This window comes from Pseudomonadota bacterium, assembly GCA_026388215.1.
GTDB lineage: Bacteria > Desulfobacterota > Syntrophorhabdia > Syntrophorhabdales > Syntrophorhabdaceae > JAPLKF01.
The window spans coordinates 1-15,810 of record JAPLKF010000038.1 but is presented as its reverse complement, the minus strand read 5'-3'; the positions used below and the strand labels follow the sequence as shown (position 1 = coordinate 15,810).

Sequence of the window (15,810 nt, the reverse complement as noted above, 5' to 3'; positions counted from 1 at the left end):
AATGTGACCCTTACAGTAGAGCTTGTGACACCCATTGCCCTGGAGAAGGAACTCCGCTTTGCCATACGGGAAGGCGGGAAGACTGTGGGAGCAGGTGTGGTCACAGAGATTATAGAGTAGAGAGGATAGAAGATGAGGCAGAGAATCAGGATATGCCTGAAGGCCTTTGATCATAGATTACTTGATCAATCGGTGAAAGAAATAGTGGAGGCGGCAAAAAAGACAGGGGCACAGGTGATTGGACCTGTACCATTGCCTACAAGGATTCAGAAATTTTGCGTATTGAGATCCCCTCACATAGACAAGAAATCAAGGGAACAATTTGAGATAAGAACCCATAAGAGGTTAATAGATATTGTTGAACCAACCCAGCAGACTGTAGATGCCCTTATGAAGCTGGAACTTGCAGCAGGGGTTGACGTGGAGATTAAGTCTTAGGAGTTCTTTATGGCAAAAGCGGATATATTGGATATAAAAGGTGAAAAGATAGGGGAAGTTGAGATTAAAGACGAAATATTTATGTGTGAGGTGAAACCCAATCTTATTCATGATGTGATAAAGATGCAACTTGCAAATCGAAGAAGGGGGACAGCATCAACAAAGACACGGAAAGATGTGAGTGGTGGCGGAAAAAAACCATATAAGCAAAAGGGAACAGGAAGGTCAAGGCAGGGAACTTCAAGATCACCACTACAGGTAGGTGGAGGCACCGTATTTGGACCTCATCCCAGGGATTATAGCTACACCTTACCGAAGAAGGTGAAAAGAAGTGCATTAAAATCTGCCCTGACAGTGAGATACACCGGTTCCGGTATGAAGGTTTTAGACAAACTGGAGATGCAGGAAATAAGTACAAAGAGTTTTAGCAGTATTTTTAAAACACTGAGCCTCACAACCCCGCTTTTTGTTATTGATAAAAAGGATGAGAAGGTTGAAAAATCAGCGAGAAATCTACCACACACCAAGATATTAAGGGTTGACGGGCTAAATGTGTACGATATTATAAGGTATGAACAACTCGTAGTAACACTGGATGCGCTCAAGAGGATAGAAGAGGTGTTGGCATCATGAATGAATACGATATTGTCATAAGACCCCTGATAACTGAGAAAAGCTCCCTTTTGAGGGATAATGGGAATCAGTATATATTTGAGGTACGGAGAGAAGCGAATAAAATAGAGATCAAAAAGGCTATAGAAAAGCTTTTTAAAGTAAAGGTAGTCTCAGTAAGGGTTGCTATTATGGAAGGAAAAGAGAAAAAACTTGGGAGGTTTTCAGGCAAGCGGCCTGATTGGAAAAAGGCAGTTGTAAAATTAAGTCCTAAAGACAAAATAACGATTTTTGAGGGTGCATAATGGGTATAAGGGAATATAAGCCTACTTCCTCTGGCAGAAGGTTCATGAGTGTTCTAACCTTTGAGGAGATTACAAAAAAAGAGCCAGAAAAGTCTTTACTATCACCCTTGAAAAAGACTGGTGGCAGGAACAATCTTGGCAGGATCTCGACAAGACATATAGGAGGAGGCCACAAGAGGAGATACAGGATAATAGACTTCAAAAGGGATAAATTTGATATCCCTGGAAAGGTCTACGGGATAGAATACGACCCGAATAGATCTGCAAATCTTGCCCTCATTCATTATGTTGATGGAGAAAAGAGGTATATCCTTGCCCCTCTTGGTATAAAGGCAGGGGATATCATTGTTTCAAGTAAGAAATCAGATACAGAGATAAAAGAAGGGAATGCACTTCCCTTGAAATTCATACCCGTTGGAACATTTGTCCATAATGTGGAGATGAAGTCAGGAAAAGGCGGGCAGATAGCGAGAAGCGCTGGAAATTATGCACAGCTTGTAGCCAAAGAAGGTAATTATGGACATGTTCGTATGCCTTCAGGCGAGGTGAGATTGATAAATCTTTCTTGCATGGCGACGGTTGGTCAGGTTGGTAATCTGGATCATGAAAATATCACAGTTGGAAAAGCTGGAAAACCAAGGTGGTTGGGGATAAGACCTACCGTCAGGGGAGTAGCAATGAACCCTGTTGACCACCCGTTGGGTGGTGGTGAAGGGAGATCGAAGGGTGGTAGACATCCGTGTTCACCATGGGGACAGCTATCAAAAGGTTTAAAAACAAGAAGGAATAAGAGAACTGATAAGTTTATCGTCAAGCGTAAAGATTAGGAGGTATTTGTGGCAAGGTCTTTAAAGAAGGGGCCATTTGTAGAGGAAAAGTTATTAAAAAAGGCGGAAGAGACAAAGGAGTCGAAGAGTTCGAAGGTTATTAAGACCTGGTCGAGAAAGTCCACAATCACTCCAGATTTTATAGGATTGACCTTTGCAGTCCACAATGGAAAGAAGTTTATCCCTGTCTTTGTAACAGAAGAAATGGTTGGCCATAGGCTTGGGGAGTTTTCTCCAACAAGGACCTTTCATGGCCATTCAGGGGATAGAAAGGCAAAAGTGGTCAAAAAGAAGGAATAGATACTATGGAAATCATTGCAAGAACAAGAATGATAAGGATATCCCCAAGGAAGGTTCGAATCGTAGGGGATCTGATAAAGAAGAAAAACATAAACGATGCAATGGGCATGCTTATCTACATGCCTCAAAAGGCATCTTATATCTTAAAGAAACTTCTGGACAGTGCCATCGCAAATGCAAGACATAAAAAATATGTCGATATAGACAACCTTTACGTCAAAAATGTAATAGTGGATGGAGGACCGATGCTTAAAAGGTTTTTACCGAGGGCGATGGGGAGGGCAACAAAGGTTCGAAAAAGGTTAAGCCACATTACGCTTGTATTAGATGAATCATAAGCTTGGAGGTTAAATGGGTCAAAAGACACATCCTTTTGGTTTTAGGCTTGGGATAATAAAGACATGGGATTCCAAGTGGTTTGCATCAAAGAATTATGCAAGGTTTCTCCATGAAGATTTAGCTATAAAAAGGTTCTTGAAGGGAAGGTTACACCAGGCAGGTGTCTCGAAGATAGAGATAGAAAGGGCAGCAAATAAGGATAAGAGGGCAAAGATAAATATCTATACCTCAAGACCAGGGCTTGTAATAGGAAGAAAAGGGGTTGAGGTAGAAAATCTGAAGAAGGAGCTGCAGAGGATTACTGATAAGGAAGTCATATTAAATATAACTGAGATAAAAAGACCCGAGGTTGATGCACAACTCGTGGCAGAAAATATTGCTTTACAGCTTGAGAGAAGGGTATCGTTCAGAAGGGCGATGAAGAGAAATGTCTCACAGGCATTGAAATTCGGTGCAAAGGGTATAAAGGCTATGTGTGCAGGAAGGCTGGCAGGTGCTGAAATGGCGAGAACAGAGTGGTATCGGGAAGGCAGGGTGCCTCTCCAGACTATAAGGGCAGATATAGATTATGGATTTGCCATAGCGATGACTAAATACGGTGTGATAGGCGTGAAGGTCTGGGTATTTAAGGGTGAAGTATACCAGGAGGCAAAATAATGCTCGCACCAAAAAGGGTTAAATATAGAAAACAGCAAAAGGGCAGGATGAGGGGTGTTTCAAATAGGGGTAATGTTGTGAGTTTTGGAGATTATGGATTGCAGGCACTTGAATGTGGATGGGTTACTGCGAGGCAGATAGAGGCAGCAAGGATAGCCCTCACGAGGTATGTGAAGAGAACAGGAAAGGTGTGGATAAGGATATTCCCAGATAAACCGATAACAAAGAAACCTGCAGAGACAAGAATGGGTAAGGGCAAAGGTCCATCTGAAGGCTGGATAGCAGTGGTGAATCCGGGAAAGGTACTTTATGAGATTAAAGGTGTTCCTGAAGATAAAGCAAGGGAAGCACTCCGTATCGCATCTTTTAAACTTCCCATTGAAACAAGGTTTGTAGTAAGAAGTGAGGATTAATGAAGGCCAGAGAGTTTAAAGAGTTAACAAATGAAGAGCTTTTGAAAAAGAAGAAGGATCTGAAGGAAGAGGCCTTTAATCTGAGGTTTCAGCATTCGACCGGGCGGTTAGAGAATACAGCAAGGATTAAACTCATACGAAGGGATAGCGCAAGAATAGAAACCATTTTGAGGGAAAGGGAACTGAATGCTTAAAACAGCTTATAGCAATCAGCCATAAGCAGTGAGCAAGGAAAAGTAAAAAAGATTTGGGCTGAAAGCTGATCCCGCCCTGCGGGACTAAAAGCTGATTATAATTCGAGGTAGGCATGGAACTGAAAGGTGATGTCAACAGGAAAAAGATGGTAGGCGTTGTTGTTGGGGATAAGATGGACAAAACTGTGGTTGTAGAAGTTGAGAAATTTTTGAAACATCCAAAATATTATAAGTACCTTAAGACTAAAAAAAGATATAAAGTACACGACGAAGAAAATGCATGTAAAACAGGAGATAGAGTTTTAATAGTGGGAACAAGACCCCTGAGTAAAGAGAAGAGATGGTTGGTAAAGGAAATTATAAAAAAAGAAGAACCTGTCATATTGTTTGAGGAAGGGGTAGGGGGAGATGATACAGCCGAAATCTAAGCTTGAAGTAGCGGATAATTCAGGGGCGAAAAAGCTCGGTTGTATAAGGGTCCTTGGGGGCTCAAAGAAGAGGTATGGAACGGTTGGGGATATCATAGTGGCTTCTGTAAAGGAGGTTATCCCTAATGCGAAGGTGAAGAAGGGGGAAGTTGTGAAAGCAGTCATAGTGAGGACAAAAAAGGAGATTAGAAGGGTAGATGGTTCTTATGTAAAATTTGATGATAATTCTGCGGTAATTATAAATCAGTACAATGAACCAATAGGGACAAGAATATTTGGACCGGTGGCAAGGGAACTAAGGGCAAAAAAGTTTATGAAGATTGTATCGTTAGCACCTGAGGTTGTGTGAGGGGTAAATAGAGCGATTAGCTCTTAGCAATCAGCAGTCAGCAAAAACTGTTTTTAAAAAGCTGATAGCTGAAGGCTTAAGATGAGGTAAAAATGGAGAAACATTATCATATAAAGAAGAATGACCTTGTCATGGTTACTGTGGGTAAGGATAAAGGAAAGACAGGTAAGGTTTTAAGGGTCATTAAGAAGAAGGATAGGCTCGTAGTAGAGAAGGTAAACATGGTGAAGAAGCATGTAAAACCGAGTCAGAAGTCAAAGGGTGGAATAATGGAAAGAGAGAACCCGATACATTTTTCAAATGTAATGATTTATTGTGAGAAGTGTTCAAAACCGGTAAGGGTGGGTAAAAAATTACTTGAAGATGGGAAAAAGGTAAGATTCTGCAAGAAATGTGAAGAGGTTATTGATAAGTAGGAGGCAACTGTTGAAGACTTCTTATATGGATTACTATGAAAAAGAAATAAAGTCGGCTTTAATGAGAAGGTTCAAATATAGGAATATTATGCAGGTCCCGAAGCTTGACAAAATTGTTGTAAATATTGGTGTTGGAGAAGCGATACAGAATATAAAAACCCTTGATAGTGCTTCAAATGACCTTGCTTTAATAACCGGTCAAAAGCCGGTAATTACAAAGGCTAAAAAATCTATAGCTTCTTTTAAATTAAGAGAGGGCATGTCTATAGGTTGTATGGTTACACTCCGGAGGGACAGAATGTATGAATTTTTTCATAAGCTTGTTCATATTGTACTTCCGAGGGTGAGAGATTTTAAGGGTGTTTCTGCAAAGTCTTTTGACGGAAGAGGAAACTACACTTTGGGACTCCGAGAACAGGTTATCTTTCCTGAAATAGATTATGACAAGATTGATAAAGCAAGAGGTATGAATATCACAATTGGGACAACAGCAAAAACGGATGAAGAGGGCTGCGAACTATTGAAGCTAATGGGTATGCCCTTCAGGAGCTGATGGAGGATTGAATGGCGAGAAAATCTATGATGGAAAAATTGAAGAGAGGCCCTAAATTTAAGGTACGTATAAGGAATAGATGTACTATTTGTGGAAGGCCAAGGGGCTTTTTGGGAAAATTTCAGATGTGCAGAATATGTTTCAGGTTGCATGCTCTAAGGGGAGAGATACCTGGAGTTATAAAATCAAGCTGGTAAGGGGGTATCTATGGGGATGATTGATCCTATTGCTGATATGCTGACAAGAATAAGAAATGCGATAATGGCCCGTCACGAGTCGGTGGACATACCTTATTCTAACATGAAGTTTGCCGTATCAAAGATACTCAAGGAAGAAGGTTATACAAAAAATTATAAAACCTTTGTTGATGAGAAAAGGAAGAAGTTTTTAAAGGTTTATATTAATTATGATGAGAATAATAAAAGTGTAATAACTGGTCTTAAGCGGATGAGTAAACCAGGCAGAAGGGTTTATGTGAAGGTGGAAGACATAAAGAAGTTAAAAAGTCATCTCGGTTTGATAATACTTTCTACTTCAAAGGGTCTTATGACAGATAGGAATGCAAGAAATAATAAAATTGGAGGGGAGTCCCTCCTTATTGTTTGGTGAGGTGTGGCATGTCAAGGATAGGCAGAAAACCTGTTATGCTGCCTGAAGGCATAAAGTTAGGTTTAAAAGATGGTGAAATTACAGTTTCTGGACCAAAAGGGACCCTTAAGAGGGGGTTATTAGAAGGGCTGGAGCTAAATATTGATAAAAACACCGTAACCGTAAAAAGGGCGAATGATGATAGGAAGATAAGGGCATACCATGGGCTTATGAGGACTTTAATTTCAAACATGGTAGAAGGTATCCATAAGGGTTTTGAGAAGAAACTTGAAATAGTTGGCATAGGATATAGAGTAGAACTCCATGGGAACAATTTGATGTTCTATCTCGGATATTCGCACCCTATCACATTTCCCTTGCCTGAGGGGATAAAGGCACAGGTTGAGAAACAAACCTTATTAACCATAAAGGGATCAGATAAAGAGCTTGTGGGAGAAATAGCAGCAAAGATAAGGGCATTAAGGAAGCCAGATGTATATAAAAATAAGGGTGTGAAGTACGCAGATGAAAAACTGAAGAAGAAGGCAGGTAAAAGCGGGAAGTAAGGAGTAAGGGATGCGGAGAAAAGAGAAGGTAGAAGCAAGATCAAGAAGAAAGAAAAGAATTAGAAAAAAGATTGCTGGCAGCATGGATAAGCCAAGACTCTGCGTATATAAAAGCTTGAAACAGATGTATGCGCAGGTTATAGATGATACAAAAGATAAGGTGATCACCGGTGTATCAACTTTAAATAAAGATGTAAAAGCGCAGATAAAACATGGTGGTAATATTGAGGGGGCTAAAAAGGTTGGTGAGTACATAGGTAAAAAGGCGCAGGAACTGGGCATTAAACATGTTGTATTCGATAGGAATGGATTCAAATATCATGGCAGGGTTAAAGCCCTTGCAGAAGGTGCAAGGGAAGCCGGGTTAATATTTTAAGAGGAGGCTACGTATTGGTTGAGAAAAAGCGCATTGAACCGGATGGACTTGAGCTACAGGATAGGTTAGTTTACATAAATCGGGTTGCAAAGGTTGTAAAAGGTGGAAGGAGATTTAGTTTCAGTGCGATAGTTGTGGTTGGGGATGGGAACGGCCGCGTTGGTTTTGGTTTGGGAAAAGCAAAGGAAGTGCCTGATGCGATAAGAAAGGCAGTTGAACGGGCCAAAAAGGATATTATTGAAGTTCCGGTATCGAAGGGTACAATTCCCCATGAGGTTATGGCTAAGTACGGTGCCAGCCAGGTATTTATGAAGCCAGCAAGTGAAGGAACAGGTGTTATAGCAAGCAGGGCAGTGAGGGCTGTTGTTGAGGTGGCTGGTATAACAAATATATTGACTAAATGTTATGGTTCAAGGAACTTTCATAATGTAGTAAAGGCTACTGTGAAAGGGCTGTCAATGTTGAAATTGCCCGAGATGGCATTAAAGCAGAGGGGAAAGATAAAGGGCGAGGAGGGATAACGTGGCTTATCTCAAGATAAAGTGGATAAAAAGCGCTATAGGGCGTACAAAAGACCAGAGAGATACTATAAAAAGCCTTGGATTTAAAAAGCTTTACGAAGAAAAGGTTGTGAAGAATACCCCTGAGATAAGGGGCATGGTTAAAAAGGTGATGCATCTGTTAGAAATTGTGGAGGATGTTCGATAAATGAAACTTTCTGATTTAAAACCGTCTGAAGGGTCAAAGAAGAAGAGAAAAAGGATAGGAAGGGGCACGGGATCAGGCCATGGGACAACGGCCGGATATGGCAACAAAGGGCAGCGGTCAACGAGCGGAGGCACAAAAGGAAAAGGCTTTGAAGGCGGCCAGATGCCTCTCACGCGAAGGATCCCCAAAAGGGGGTTTCGAAATCCATTCAGATATGAATATGCACTTGTAAAGATAAAAGATCTTGTAGTGTTTAGAGGTAAAGAAAAGGTGAGTATTCAGGATTTTTTAGAAGCTAAATTGGTGGGTAATATAAAAAATGGTGTAAAACTCCTGTCTGATGGGGATATAGATTTTCCAATTAAGGTAATGGTTCATAAGGCATCTAAAAAGGCTATAGAAAAGATCAAGGCACAAGGTGGAGATGTGGAGGTATTGATTTAATGGGAGGTTTCCAGAATATTGGAAAAATCCCTGAGCTTAAACGCAGAATAATCGCAACCCTTGTATTACTTGCCGTATATAGAATAGGTGTTCATATACCTACACCTGGTATAGATGGTAATGTACTGGCAAGCATATTTGAAAGGGCAAAGGGGACACTCCTCGGTTTTTTCGATATGTTTGCAGGCGGGGGACTCGAAAGGCTTTCGGTTTTTGCCCTTGGGATAATGCCATATATAAGCGCTTCGATTATACTACAACTTTTAACAGTAGTAATCCCAACCCTTGAGCGTCTCTCAAAAGAGGGGGAAGCAGGCAGAAGAAAGATAACACAGTATACAAGATATGGAACAGTAATTATAAGCCTTATTCAAGGTTTTGGTATTAGCATCGGCCTGGAACAGATGAGAGGGGCAGGCGGAGAGCTTGTTGTATATAATCCTGGATGGAGTTTCAGGCTTATGACGATGATTACACTTACAGGAGGAACATCTTTCATAATGTGGCTTGGCGAACAGATTACAGAAAAAGGTATAGGCAATGGAATATCCCTTATTATATTTGCTGGTATTGTAGCAAGAATGCCCAACGCCATAGCCGGCACAGTGAGCCTTGTGGATAGTGGGGAGATGAACTGGTTTGTTGTGTTTTTACTTACAGCAATGATGCTCGTCGTCGTTGGGTTTATTATATTCATGGAGACATCCCAGAGGAAAATACCAGTCCAATATGCAAAGAGGGTGGTTGGCAGAAGGATTTACGGGGGGCAAGCCACACATTTGCCACTAAAAGTCAATACTGCGGGTGTAATTCCTCCAATATTTGCCTCATCAATCCTTATGTTCCCTGCAACGATTGCGAGTTTCATCAATCACCCCTATATGAAGAAATTCTCTGAGCTTCTTACTCCGGGGGGGTTTCTCCACGAATTTCTATATATCGGTTTTATCATATTTTTTTGTTTCTTTTATACAGCAATAGTTTTTAACCCGGATAATGTGGCGGATAATATGAAAAAATATGGAGGGTATATACCTGGTTTAAGACCAGGCAAGAGAACATCAGAGTACATAGAGAAGGTACTTTCAAGGGTAACACTTGTAGGTGCTGTTTACGTATCGTTTGTATGCGTCCTCCCCACCTTGTTAGTGAAGAAATTTAATGTTCCTTTCTATTTCGGGGGAACTGCACTCTTAATAGTAGTGGGGGTTGCCCTCGATACTATACAGCAGATAGAGTCCCATCTTATCTTGAGGCATTATGATGGACTTGTGAAGAGGTCAGCAAGAATGAAGGGAAGAAGATGAGGAATACTATAAAGAAGGGGTCAGGGGGTCGAGGGGTCAAGGGGTCGAGAGAACGTCACTTGAATCCTGGAACCCCTGGCCAAGACCTGCGGTTTAGCAGGGCAGGCCTCGAATCCTCGAACCCTGAAATATATGAAAATTATTGGCATACAGGAGATGAATATAAGTTTGCGGAATGATTATACTGAAGAACACAGAAGAGATAGAAAAGATAAGGGTGGCAAGTAGATATGCAATGGAAATATTACTATACCTTGGAAGATTTATAAAAGAAGGGGTGAAGACCATCGAACTTGAGAAACTATGTGAGGACAGGATAAAGAAAATCGGTGGTATAAAACCTGCTTTTAAGGGTTATAATGGGTTTCCCTACTGCATATGTGTTTCTGTAAATGATGAAGTGGTACACGGTATGCCAGGAGAGCGTGTATTAAAAGAGAACGACATTGTGAGCCTGGATTTTGGTATACTATATGATGGTTTTTATGGTGATGCTGCAAAGACATACGGTGTAGGGAAAATTTCTAAAAAAACGGAAGAACTACTTTCTGTTACGGAAAGTGCGCTCTATAAAGGCATTGGTGAGGCAAGAGAAGGAAACAGGTTGCACGATATTTCCCATGCAATTCAATCCCATGTGGAGGAAGCAGGCTTTTCAGTAGTAAGAGAGTTTGTGGGACATGGTATAGGAAAAGGCTTGCATGAGGAACCGCAAATTCCTAATTTTGGGGAGAAGGGGACAGGTATTAGATTAAAAAAGGGGATGGTCCTCGCAATAGAACCCATGGTGAATATGGGAAAGGGCGATGTTATAATAAAGGAAAACGGCTGGACTGCAGTGACAAAAGATGGCAGTTTATCGGCTCATTTTGAACATACCGTTGCAATAACTGACAATGGGGCAGAGATATTAAGCGCAATATGAAGGAGCCATGCCTAAAGGTGAAGGGATAGAAATAGAAGGGACTGTGGTAGAACCACTACCCAATGCTATGTTCAGGGTAGAGCTCCCTAATGGACACAAGGTTCTTGCCCATGTATCTGGAAAGATGCGGATGCATTATATCAAGATACTCCGTGGGGATAAGGTTGTGGTAGAACTCTCACCGTACGACTTAAGCCGGGGCAGGATCATATATAGGGTTAAGTAGGAGGTAGCTATGAAGGTTAAGCCTTCTGTGAAAAAGAGGTGTGATAAATGCAAAATCATAAAGAGAAAAGGCATATTAAGGGTTATATGCGAGAACCCCAAACATAAACAGAAACAAGGTTAAGGAGGCTTGACGTGGCGAGAATCGCTGGTGTTGATATACCGAGGGACAAAAGAATAGAGATAGCGCTGACCTATATATATGGTATAGGCAGAATACTATCAAACAGGATAATCGCCGAGGCAGGTATTGATCCGAATAAAAGGACAAATACACTTGCCGATGAAGAGATAGCAAAGATCAGAGACATTATAGAGAGAAATTACCAGGTGGAGGGTGATCTCAGGAAAGATGTAAGTATAAATATAAAGAGACTTATGGATATAGGGTGTCATAGAGGTTTAAGGCATAGAAAGGGATTGCCGGTGAGGGGTCAGAGGACGAGAACAAATGCGAGAACAAGAAAGGGTCCAAGAAAGACCTCAATGAAAAGAAAAAAATGAGGTGGTTAGATGGCAAGGGTCAAGAAGGGCGGTAAAAAGAAGTTAAAAAAGAATATCCCTATCGGTGAGGCGTATATACAATCGAGCTTCAACAACACAATTATAACAATCACTGACCCTCAGGGGAATGTTGTCGCCTGGTCAAGCGGGGGTGTTGTGGGTTTTAAGGGTTCAAGAAAAAGTACACCTTTTGCAGCTCAGCTTGCTGCTGAAAATGCTGCCAAAAAGGCAATGGAAAATGGAATGAAAACTGTTGATGTTTTTATAAAAGGACCTGGAGCAGGAAGGGAAGCAGCACTGAGAGCTCTCCAGAGCGCAGGGCTCAAGATCCATCTTATAAGAGATATAACACCAATACCACACAACGGGTGCAGGCCACCTAAAAGAAGAAGAGTTTAAGGAGGAGAGCATTGTCAAGATATGTAGGACCGTCATGCAGGTTATGTAGAAGAGAGGCGATTAAACTTTTTCTTAAGGGGGAGAGATGCTATACAGAGAAGTGTGCGATAGAGAAAAGAAATTATCCACCAGGTGTGCACGTTGAGACAAGAGGAAAGTTCCTTGAATATGGTTTACGTTTAAGGGAAAAACAGAAGGTAAGGAAGATTTATGGCCTCAGTGAAAAACAGTTCAAGAGATTTTTTGTTATGGCAGAAAGAAAGAAGGGGATAACGGGTACAAACCTTCTTGTGTTGTTAGAGAGAAGGTTAGACAATATGGTATATAGATTAGGGTTTGCTACTTCCCGGAAGGAAGCAAGGCAGGTTGTGTCGCATAATCACATCACTGTGAATGGCAGGAGAGTAAGCACGCCGTCATATCTTGTAAAGGAAGGGGACGAAATAGCTGTGAGGAATAAAGACCTTTTATCCGTGAAAAACGCCCTCGAATCAGTGGTACGGAGAGGGGTACCTTCCTGGATAGATCTGGACAAGGAGAATATGAAAGGCGTGTTGAAGCTATTGCCTGTGAGAGAAGACATAACAATGCCCATTAAAGAACAACTCATAGTAGAATATTATTCAAGATAGTTTCTTACCCCCAAAGGAGGGTGTATGCATATGTTTGAAAAAAATTGGCAGGAACTTATTAGGCCAACGAAGATTGAGATAGAAAAAAAGGAAGATAAATATGTGAAGTTCTCTACAGAACCCTTTGAACGAGGGTACGGGATGACTATAGGGAATTCATTAAGGAGGGTAATCCTTTCTTCTATTATGGGGGGCGCCATTACCTCAGTTTGGATAGATAATGTGGACCATGGATTTTCGACTATCAGGGGGGTTAAGGAGGATGTTACAGAGATCATCCTCAATTTGAAAAAGGTAGTATTAAAGATGAGTGACGAGAAACCAAAGATGTTGAAGATAGATGTGAAGGGGGGGAAAGAAATAAGCGCGGGCGACATTACACACGAGGGCGGCGTTGAAATCATTAACCCGGAGCATCATATTGCGACCTTAAGTAATAAAGCCAAGCTATACATGGAGATGAAGGCAAAGCTGGGTAGGAGTTATGTACCGGCAGAGCTGAACGTTGATGAAAATGACCCGATAGGAACCATACCGATTGATGCAATTTTTTCACCTATAGTAAGGGTAAGTTACAATGTTACCCCTGCAAGGGTCGGGTTCAGGACTGATTATGATAAACTTACTATGGAGATCTGGACGAATGGTAGTGTTGAACCATTAGATGCGCTTTCATTTGCAGCGAAAATTATTAAAGAAGAGATGCGTATTTTTATAAACTTTGAAGAGGTCGAGGAAGAAGAGGAAGTTGAAGAAAAAAAGGTGGCTGAGAAACAGGAGTTTAATGAGAACCTTTATAGAAGTGTAGATGAATTAGAGCTTTCTGTAAGAAGTGCGAATTGTTTAAAGAATGCAGATATAAAATATATTGGCGAACTTGTTCAGAAAACAGAGCAGGAGATCCTTATGACGAAAAATTTTGGCAGGAAGTCTCTGAACGAGATAAAGGAGATCCTCTCATGCATGGGCTTGAGGCTTGGGATAAAGCTTGAGAGTTTCCCACCGAGAGAGGATCTGGACAAAATGACATTGAAAAAAAAAGACCATATATAGAGGTTTATCATGAGGCACCTGAAAACAGTACGGAGATTGAATAGAAATAGAAGTCATAGGCGGGCGTTATTAAAAAACTTGGCAAACTCCCTTTTTTATCATGAAAGTATAAAAACTACAAACCCGAAGGCTATGGAATTAAGGAAGGTAGCAGATAGGCTCATTACATTAGCAAAAAGGAAAGATAACCATGCAATGAGGCTTGCCTTTGCATTTTTACGGGATAAGGATGTGGTAAAGAAGCTCTTTACCGATATCGGGGATAGGTATACTGCAATAAATGGAGGCTATACGAGGGTGCTCAAGATTGGAAGAAGAAAAGGCGATGCTGCCCCAATGGCTATAATTGAGCTCACCCAGAAGAAAGAGAAAGAGAAAGAAAAAAAGGTTAAAACACCAAAGGCCACAAAAAAACCCAAAGTAGCGAAAGAAACAAAAGAAACTAAAGAAACCAAAGAAACGAAAAAGGCCAAAAAAGAGAAAGCACCAAAAGAAGCGAAGGCGCCAAAAGAGCCGAAAGAAAAGAAAGAAAAAAAGGTAAATAAGGAAAAATAGCAATAGATAATTTCAGGAACCTCAACCTTTTAAAAAAATGGGAGATCGTTCAACGGCAGGACAACGGACTCTGACTCCGTGAATCAAGGTTCAAATCCTTGTCTCCCAGCCAAATAAAATCAATAACTTACAAATCAGTGACATTTCCGTTATACCCCAATTGTATAGTTTTTGTATAGTTCGTTTTTTCATTGAGAACATTATCCAGAATATCTACCGCTTTTGACATGTGGTTAGGTGAGAGGTGAGCATATCGTAATGTCATTGTTAAATCTTTGTGTCCTAATAGCCTTGATACTGTGGTTATATCCACCCCTGCCATTACTAAATGACTTGCAAAGGTATGCCGGAGATCATGAAATCTAAAGTCCCGTATCCCTGCCTTTTTTAATGCTGTAGCAAAAGAATGTTGAATTCTTTGATATGGCTTTTCAGAAGATGGGTTAAAGAATACATAAGGTATATCAAGCCTTCTCGCTAAGCCCTGCAAGGTTGCCCTTAGCGTTGCATTAACGGGTATTTCTCGCCTCGTTCCGTTTTTAGTTTTATCAAGCAGGATAAAACCATGTCTCAGATCAACGTGCTTATCCCATCTGAGATTTACTATTTCTGAAAACCTCATGCCTGTATTAAGCGCCGTTACTACCAATGGCCTCAAGTGTGGATCACAGGCATTTATTAAATCTTGGCATTCCTCTTGGGAGAGATACCTCAACCGTCTGTTGTTTTCTTCAAGCTGCTTAACCTTCCTGACCCGCTTTAATACTTCATCCTCTACATAATCCCATTCAACCGCCTTGGTGAACATGTGCTTAATTGTAGCCAAATGCCGGTTGATGGTTGCGGGCTTATTGCCCCTTTGCATTCTTTCGGTCTGATATTGTTCAAGCAACATGGTTGTAAAATACCTCAACGGATGGTTCCCGAAGATACCCACAAGCTGATTGATAAGGGTTACCTTTTGATTGTAAGCCCTCTGTCTTTCAGCCCATTTCACATACTCAACTGCAAGCTCTTTGAAGGTAACATTGGATATTTTTTTCTTGATATTAGGTTGTTTACCATCTCTGACTAATTTCTTTTGGTCTCCCAGGAGCGTTACAGCATCCTGAAACTTGTTTGAATGGGTTGACTCGTAGATTGTCTTACCATCAAGACCGGCATAGCGGATCCAAAAGATATTACCCCTTTTGTATATGCCTTTTACCACGTTTATCACCTACCTTTCCTTTTTCGTTTTCCTTGCTCTTAATGCAATCGAATAAAATACATAAAGTTTTCCCCGGTGTTCTCACCCCCTTCTCAAGATAGATAACATAGATATCAGTTACACCTATAAGATTGGCAAACTTTTTTTGTGTTAATTGTAATGATAGCCTTAATTCTTTAATCTTATCAGATGTCCACTTATCCATGTCTATTCTATTTCACTAAACAATGTTTAGTTTGTCAAGCTTTATTTTTCAACTATACATTTTACAATACACATAAGCATAACTTGTTGAATATATAATGTAATATTCTATAGTAAATGGATTACGTATCCGTTGGTCATCTCTCATTTCACCGCCTTCAATTTTCCCTTAAAATCGTTTATAGCTGGTGTTTTCAGGGTCTCAAGCCATTTATCTATGTCTCGCTTCTTAAATCGTAACTGCTTATTGGATAGCTTGATATATGGTATCTCCTTAAGGTGT

Annotated in this window: 31 protein-coding genes, 1 tRNA gene and 1 pseudogene; 31 read left to right on the top strand and 2 right to left on the bottom strand. The window is 40.7% G+C overall.

Translation table 11 applies throughout. The features are described 5' to 3' along the window. The 31 genes and pseudogenes from NTU69_03220 to NTU69_03070 form a co-directional block, all read left to right on the top strand. On the top strand, positions 1-120 hold a 120-nt coding region (locus NTU69_03220; protein MCX5802539.1), incomplete at its 5' end, for an elongation factor Tu. Between the two features lie 12 nt (positions 121-132). After that, positions 133-438, top strand: coding sequence for a 30S ribosomal protein S10 (rpsJ, locus tag NTU69_03215; protein ID MCX5802538.1), 306 nt, complete (start codon positions 133-135; stop codon positions 436-438). Positions 439-447: 9 nt separating this feature from the next. Then, positions 448-1,071: a 50S ribosomal protein L4 gene (gene rplD / locus NTU69_03210; GenBank protein ID MCX5802537.1), complete on the top strand. Its 624-nt coding sequence runs from the start codon at positions 448-450 to the stop codon at positions 1,069-1,071. After that, positions 1,068-1,355: a 50S ribosomal protein L23 gene (locus NTU69_03205; protein MCX5802536.1), complete on the top strand. Its 288-nt coding sequence runs from the start codon at positions 1,068-1,070 to the stop codon at positions 1,353-1,355. The genes rplD and NTU69_03205 overlap by 4 nt, the downstream gene beginning before the upstream one ends. After that, the gene (rplB, locus tag NTU69_03200; GenBank protein MCX5802535.1) at positions 1,355-2,182 is read left to right on the top strand and encodes a 50S ribosomal protein L2; all 828 of its coding nucleotides are present in this window, start codon (positions 1,355-1,357) and stop codon (positions 2,180-2,182) included. The genes NTU69_03205 and rplB overlap by 1 nt, the downstream gene beginning before the upstream one ends. Before the next feature lie 9 nt (positions 2,183-2,191). Then, positions 2,192-2,482, top strand: a complete 291-nt coding sequence (gene rpsS / locus NTU69_03195) for a 30S ribosomal protein S19 (protein ID MCX5802534.1) — start codon at positions 2,192-2,194, stop codon at positions 2,480-2,482. A gap of 5 nt (positions 2,483-2,487) precedes the next feature. Then, on the top strand, positions 2,488-2,820 hold the full coding sequence (gene rplV / locus NTU69_03190; GenBank protein MCX5802533.1) for a 50S ribosomal protein L22: 333 nt from the start codon (positions 2,488-2,490) through the stop codon (positions 2,818-2,820). 13 nt (positions 2,821-2,833) lie between these two features. After that, positions 2,834-3,478, top strand: a complete 645-nt coding sequence (gene rpsC, locus NTU69_03185) for a 30S ribosomal protein S3 (GenBank protein ID MCX5802532.1) — start codon at positions 2,834-2,836, stop codon at positions 3,476-3,478. After that, on the top strand, positions 3,478-3,891 hold the full coding sequence (rplP, locus tag NTU69_03180) for a 50S ribosomal protein L16 (GenBank protein MCX5802531.1): 414 nt from the start codon (positions 3,478-3,480) through the stop codon (positions 3,889-3,891). Before rpsC ends, rplP begins: the two co-directional genes overlap by 1 nt. Continuing rightward, a complete protein-coding gene (gene rpmC, locus NTU69_03175; GenBank protein ID MCX5802530.1) occupies positions 3,891-4,085 on the top strand; it encodes a 50S ribosomal protein L29 in 195 nt (64 codons plus the stop codon). The genes rplP and rpmC overlap by 1 nt, the downstream gene beginning before the upstream one ends. 113 nt (positions 4,086-4,198) lie before the next feature. Then, on the top strand, positions 4,199-4,513 hold the full coding sequence (gene rpsQ, locus NTU69_03170; GenBank protein ID MCX5802529.1) for a 30S ribosomal protein S17: 315 nt from the start codon (positions 4,199-4,201) through the stop codon (positions 4,511-4,513). After that, positions 4,494-4,862: a 50S ribosomal protein L14 gene (gene rplN, locus NTU69_03165; GenBank protein ID MCX5802528.1), complete on the top strand. Its 369-nt coding sequence runs from the start codon at positions 4,494-4,496 to the stop codon at positions 4,860-4,862. Before rpsQ ends, rplN begins: the two co-directional genes overlap by 20 nt. Positions 4,863-4,954: 92 nt before the next feature. After that, positions 4,955-5,278 carry a 50S ribosomal protein L24 gene (gene rplX, locus NTU69_03160; protein ID MCX5802527.1) on the top strand — a complete coding sequence of 108 codons (324 nt, stop codon included), beginning with the start codon at positions 4,955-4,957 and terminating at the stop codon, positions 5,276-5,278. A gap of 25 nt (positions 5,279-5,303) precedes the next feature. Then, the gene (gene rplE, locus NTU69_03155; protein MCX5802526.1) at positions 5,304-5,831 is read left to right on the top strand and encodes a 50S ribosomal protein L5; all 528 of its coding nucleotides are present in this window, start codon (positions 5,304-5,306) and stop codon (positions 5,829-5,831) included. An 11-nt stretch (positions 5,832-5,842) separates the two neighbouring features. Further along, positions 5,843-6,028, top strand: a complete 186-nt coding sequence (locus NTU69_03150) for a type Z 30S ribosomal protein S14 (GenBank protein MCX5802525.1) — start codon at positions 5,843-5,845, stop codon at positions 6,026-6,028. Between the two features lie 10 nt (positions 6,029-6,038). Beyond that, positions 6,039-6,440, top strand: a complete 402-nt coding sequence (rpsH, locus tag NTU69_03145) for a 30S ribosomal protein S8 (GenBank protein ID MCX5802524.1) — start codon at positions 6,039-6,041, stop codon at positions 6,438-6,440. A gap of 8 nt (positions 6,441-6,448) precedes the next feature. Continuing rightward, positions 6,449-6,985 (top strand): 50S ribosomal protein L6, encoded by a 537-nt coding sequence (gene rplF / locus NTU69_03140; protein MCX5802523.1) that lies wholly within the window; start codon positions 6,449-6,451, stop codon positions 6,983-6,985. Positions 6,986-6,995: 10 nt separating this feature from the next. Continuing rightward, positions 6,996-7,361: a 50S ribosomal protein L18 gene (gene rplR, locus NTU69_03135; GenBank protein MCX5802522.1), complete on the top strand. Its 366-nt coding sequence runs from the start codon at positions 6,996-6,998 to the stop codon at positions 7,359-7,361. A 14-nt stretch (positions 7,362-7,375) separates the two neighbouring features. Then, on the top strand, positions 7,376-7,882 hold the full coding sequence (gene rpsE / locus NTU69_03130; GenBank protein MCX5802521.1) for a 30S ribosomal protein S5: 507 nt from the start codon (positions 7,376-7,378) through the stop codon (positions 7,880-7,882). Position 7,883: 1 nt separating this feature from the next. Further along, positions 7,884-8,069: a 50S ribosomal protein L30 gene (gene rpmD, locus NTU69_03125; protein ID MCX5802520.1), complete on the top strand. Its 186-nt coding sequence runs from the start codon at positions 7,884-7,886 to the stop codon at positions 8,067-8,069. Continuing rightward, positions 8,070-8,513: a 50S ribosomal protein L15 gene (gene rplO, locus NTU69_03120; protein ID MCX5802519.1), complete on the top strand. Its 444-nt coding sequence runs from the start codon at positions 8,070-8,072 to the stop codon at positions 8,511-8,513. Continuing rightward, positions 8,513-9,820, top strand: coding sequence for a preprotein translocase subunit SecY (gene secY / locus NTU69_03115; GenBank protein ID MCX5802518.1), 1,308 nt, complete (start codon positions 8,513-8,515; stop codon positions 9,818-9,820). The genes rplO and secY overlap by 1 nt, the downstream gene beginning before the upstream one ends. A 175-nt stretch (positions 9,821-9,995) precedes the next feature. Continuing rightward, positions 9,996-10,745 (top strand): type I methionyl aminopeptidase, encoded by a 750-nt coding sequence (gene map / locus NTU69_03110; protein ID MCX5802517.1) that lies wholly within the window; start codon positions 9,996-9,998, stop codon positions 10,743-10,745. A 7-nt stretch (positions 10,746-10,752) separates the two neighbouring features. Continuing rightward, positions 10,753-10,971 (top strand): translation initiation factor IF-1, encoded by a 219-nt coding sequence (gene infA / locus NTU69_03105; GenBank protein ID MCX5802516.1) that lies wholly within the window; start codon positions 10,753-10,755, stop codon positions 10,969-10,971. Positions 10,972-10,980: 9 nt separating this feature from the next. Further along, positions 10,981-11,094: a 50S ribosomal protein L36 gene (gene rpmJ / locus NTU69_03100; protein MCX5802515.1), complete on the top strand. Its 114-nt coding sequence runs from the start codon at positions 10,981-10,983 to the stop codon at positions 11,092-11,094. 11 nt (positions 11,095-11,105) lie between these two features. After that, on the top strand, positions 11,106-11,474 hold the full coding sequence (rpsM, locus tag NTU69_03095) for a 30S ribosomal protein S13 (protein MCX5802514.1): 369 nt from the start codon (positions 11,106-11,108) through the stop codon (positions 11,472-11,474). A gap of 9 nt (positions 11,475-11,483) precedes the next feature. Then, a complete protein-coding gene (gene rpsK, locus NTU69_03090) occupies positions 11,484-11,873 on the top strand; it encodes a 30S ribosomal protein S11 (protein MCX5802513.1) in 390 nt (129 codons plus the stop codon). 11 nt (positions 11,874-11,884) lie between these two features. Next, positions 11,885-12,505, top strand: a complete 621-nt coding sequence (gene rpsD / locus NTU69_03085; protein MCX5802512.1) for a 30S ribosomal protein S4 — start codon at positions 11,885-11,887, stop codon at positions 12,503-12,505. Positions 12,506-12,535: 30 nt separating this feature from the next. Next, positions 12,536-13,558, top strand: a complete 1,023-nt coding sequence (locus NTU69_03080; protein MCX5802511.1) for a DNA-directed RNA polymerase subunit alpha — start codon at positions 12,536-12,538, stop codon at positions 13,556-13,558. A gap of 9 nt (positions 13,559-13,567) precedes the next feature. Then, positions 13,568-13,912 (top strand): annotated as a pseudogene (rplQ, locus tag NTU69_03075) (50S ribosomal protein L17). A gap of 239 nt (positions 13,913-14,151) precedes the next feature. Further along, a tRNA-Gln gene (locus NTU69_03070) sits at positions 14,152-14,225 on the top strand. 15 nt (positions 14,226-14,240) lie between these two features. Here the strand turns inward: NTU69_03070 and NTU69_03065 are convergent. Continuing rightward, positions 14,241-15,323 (bottom strand): site-specific integrase, encoded by a 1,083-nt coding sequence (locus NTU69_03065; protein ID MCX5802510.1) that lies wholly within the window; start codon positions 15,321-15,323, stop codon positions 14,241-14,243. Further along, positions 15,295-15,528: a helix-turn-helix transcriptional regulator gene (locus tag NTU69_03060; protein ID MCX5802509.1), complete on the bottom strand. Its 234-nt coding sequence runs from the start codon at positions 15,526-15,528 to the stop codon at positions 15,295-15,297. Before NTU69_03060 ends, NTU69_03065 begins: the two co-directional genes overlap by 29 nt. Positions 15,529-15,810 lie beyond the last annotated feature (282 nt).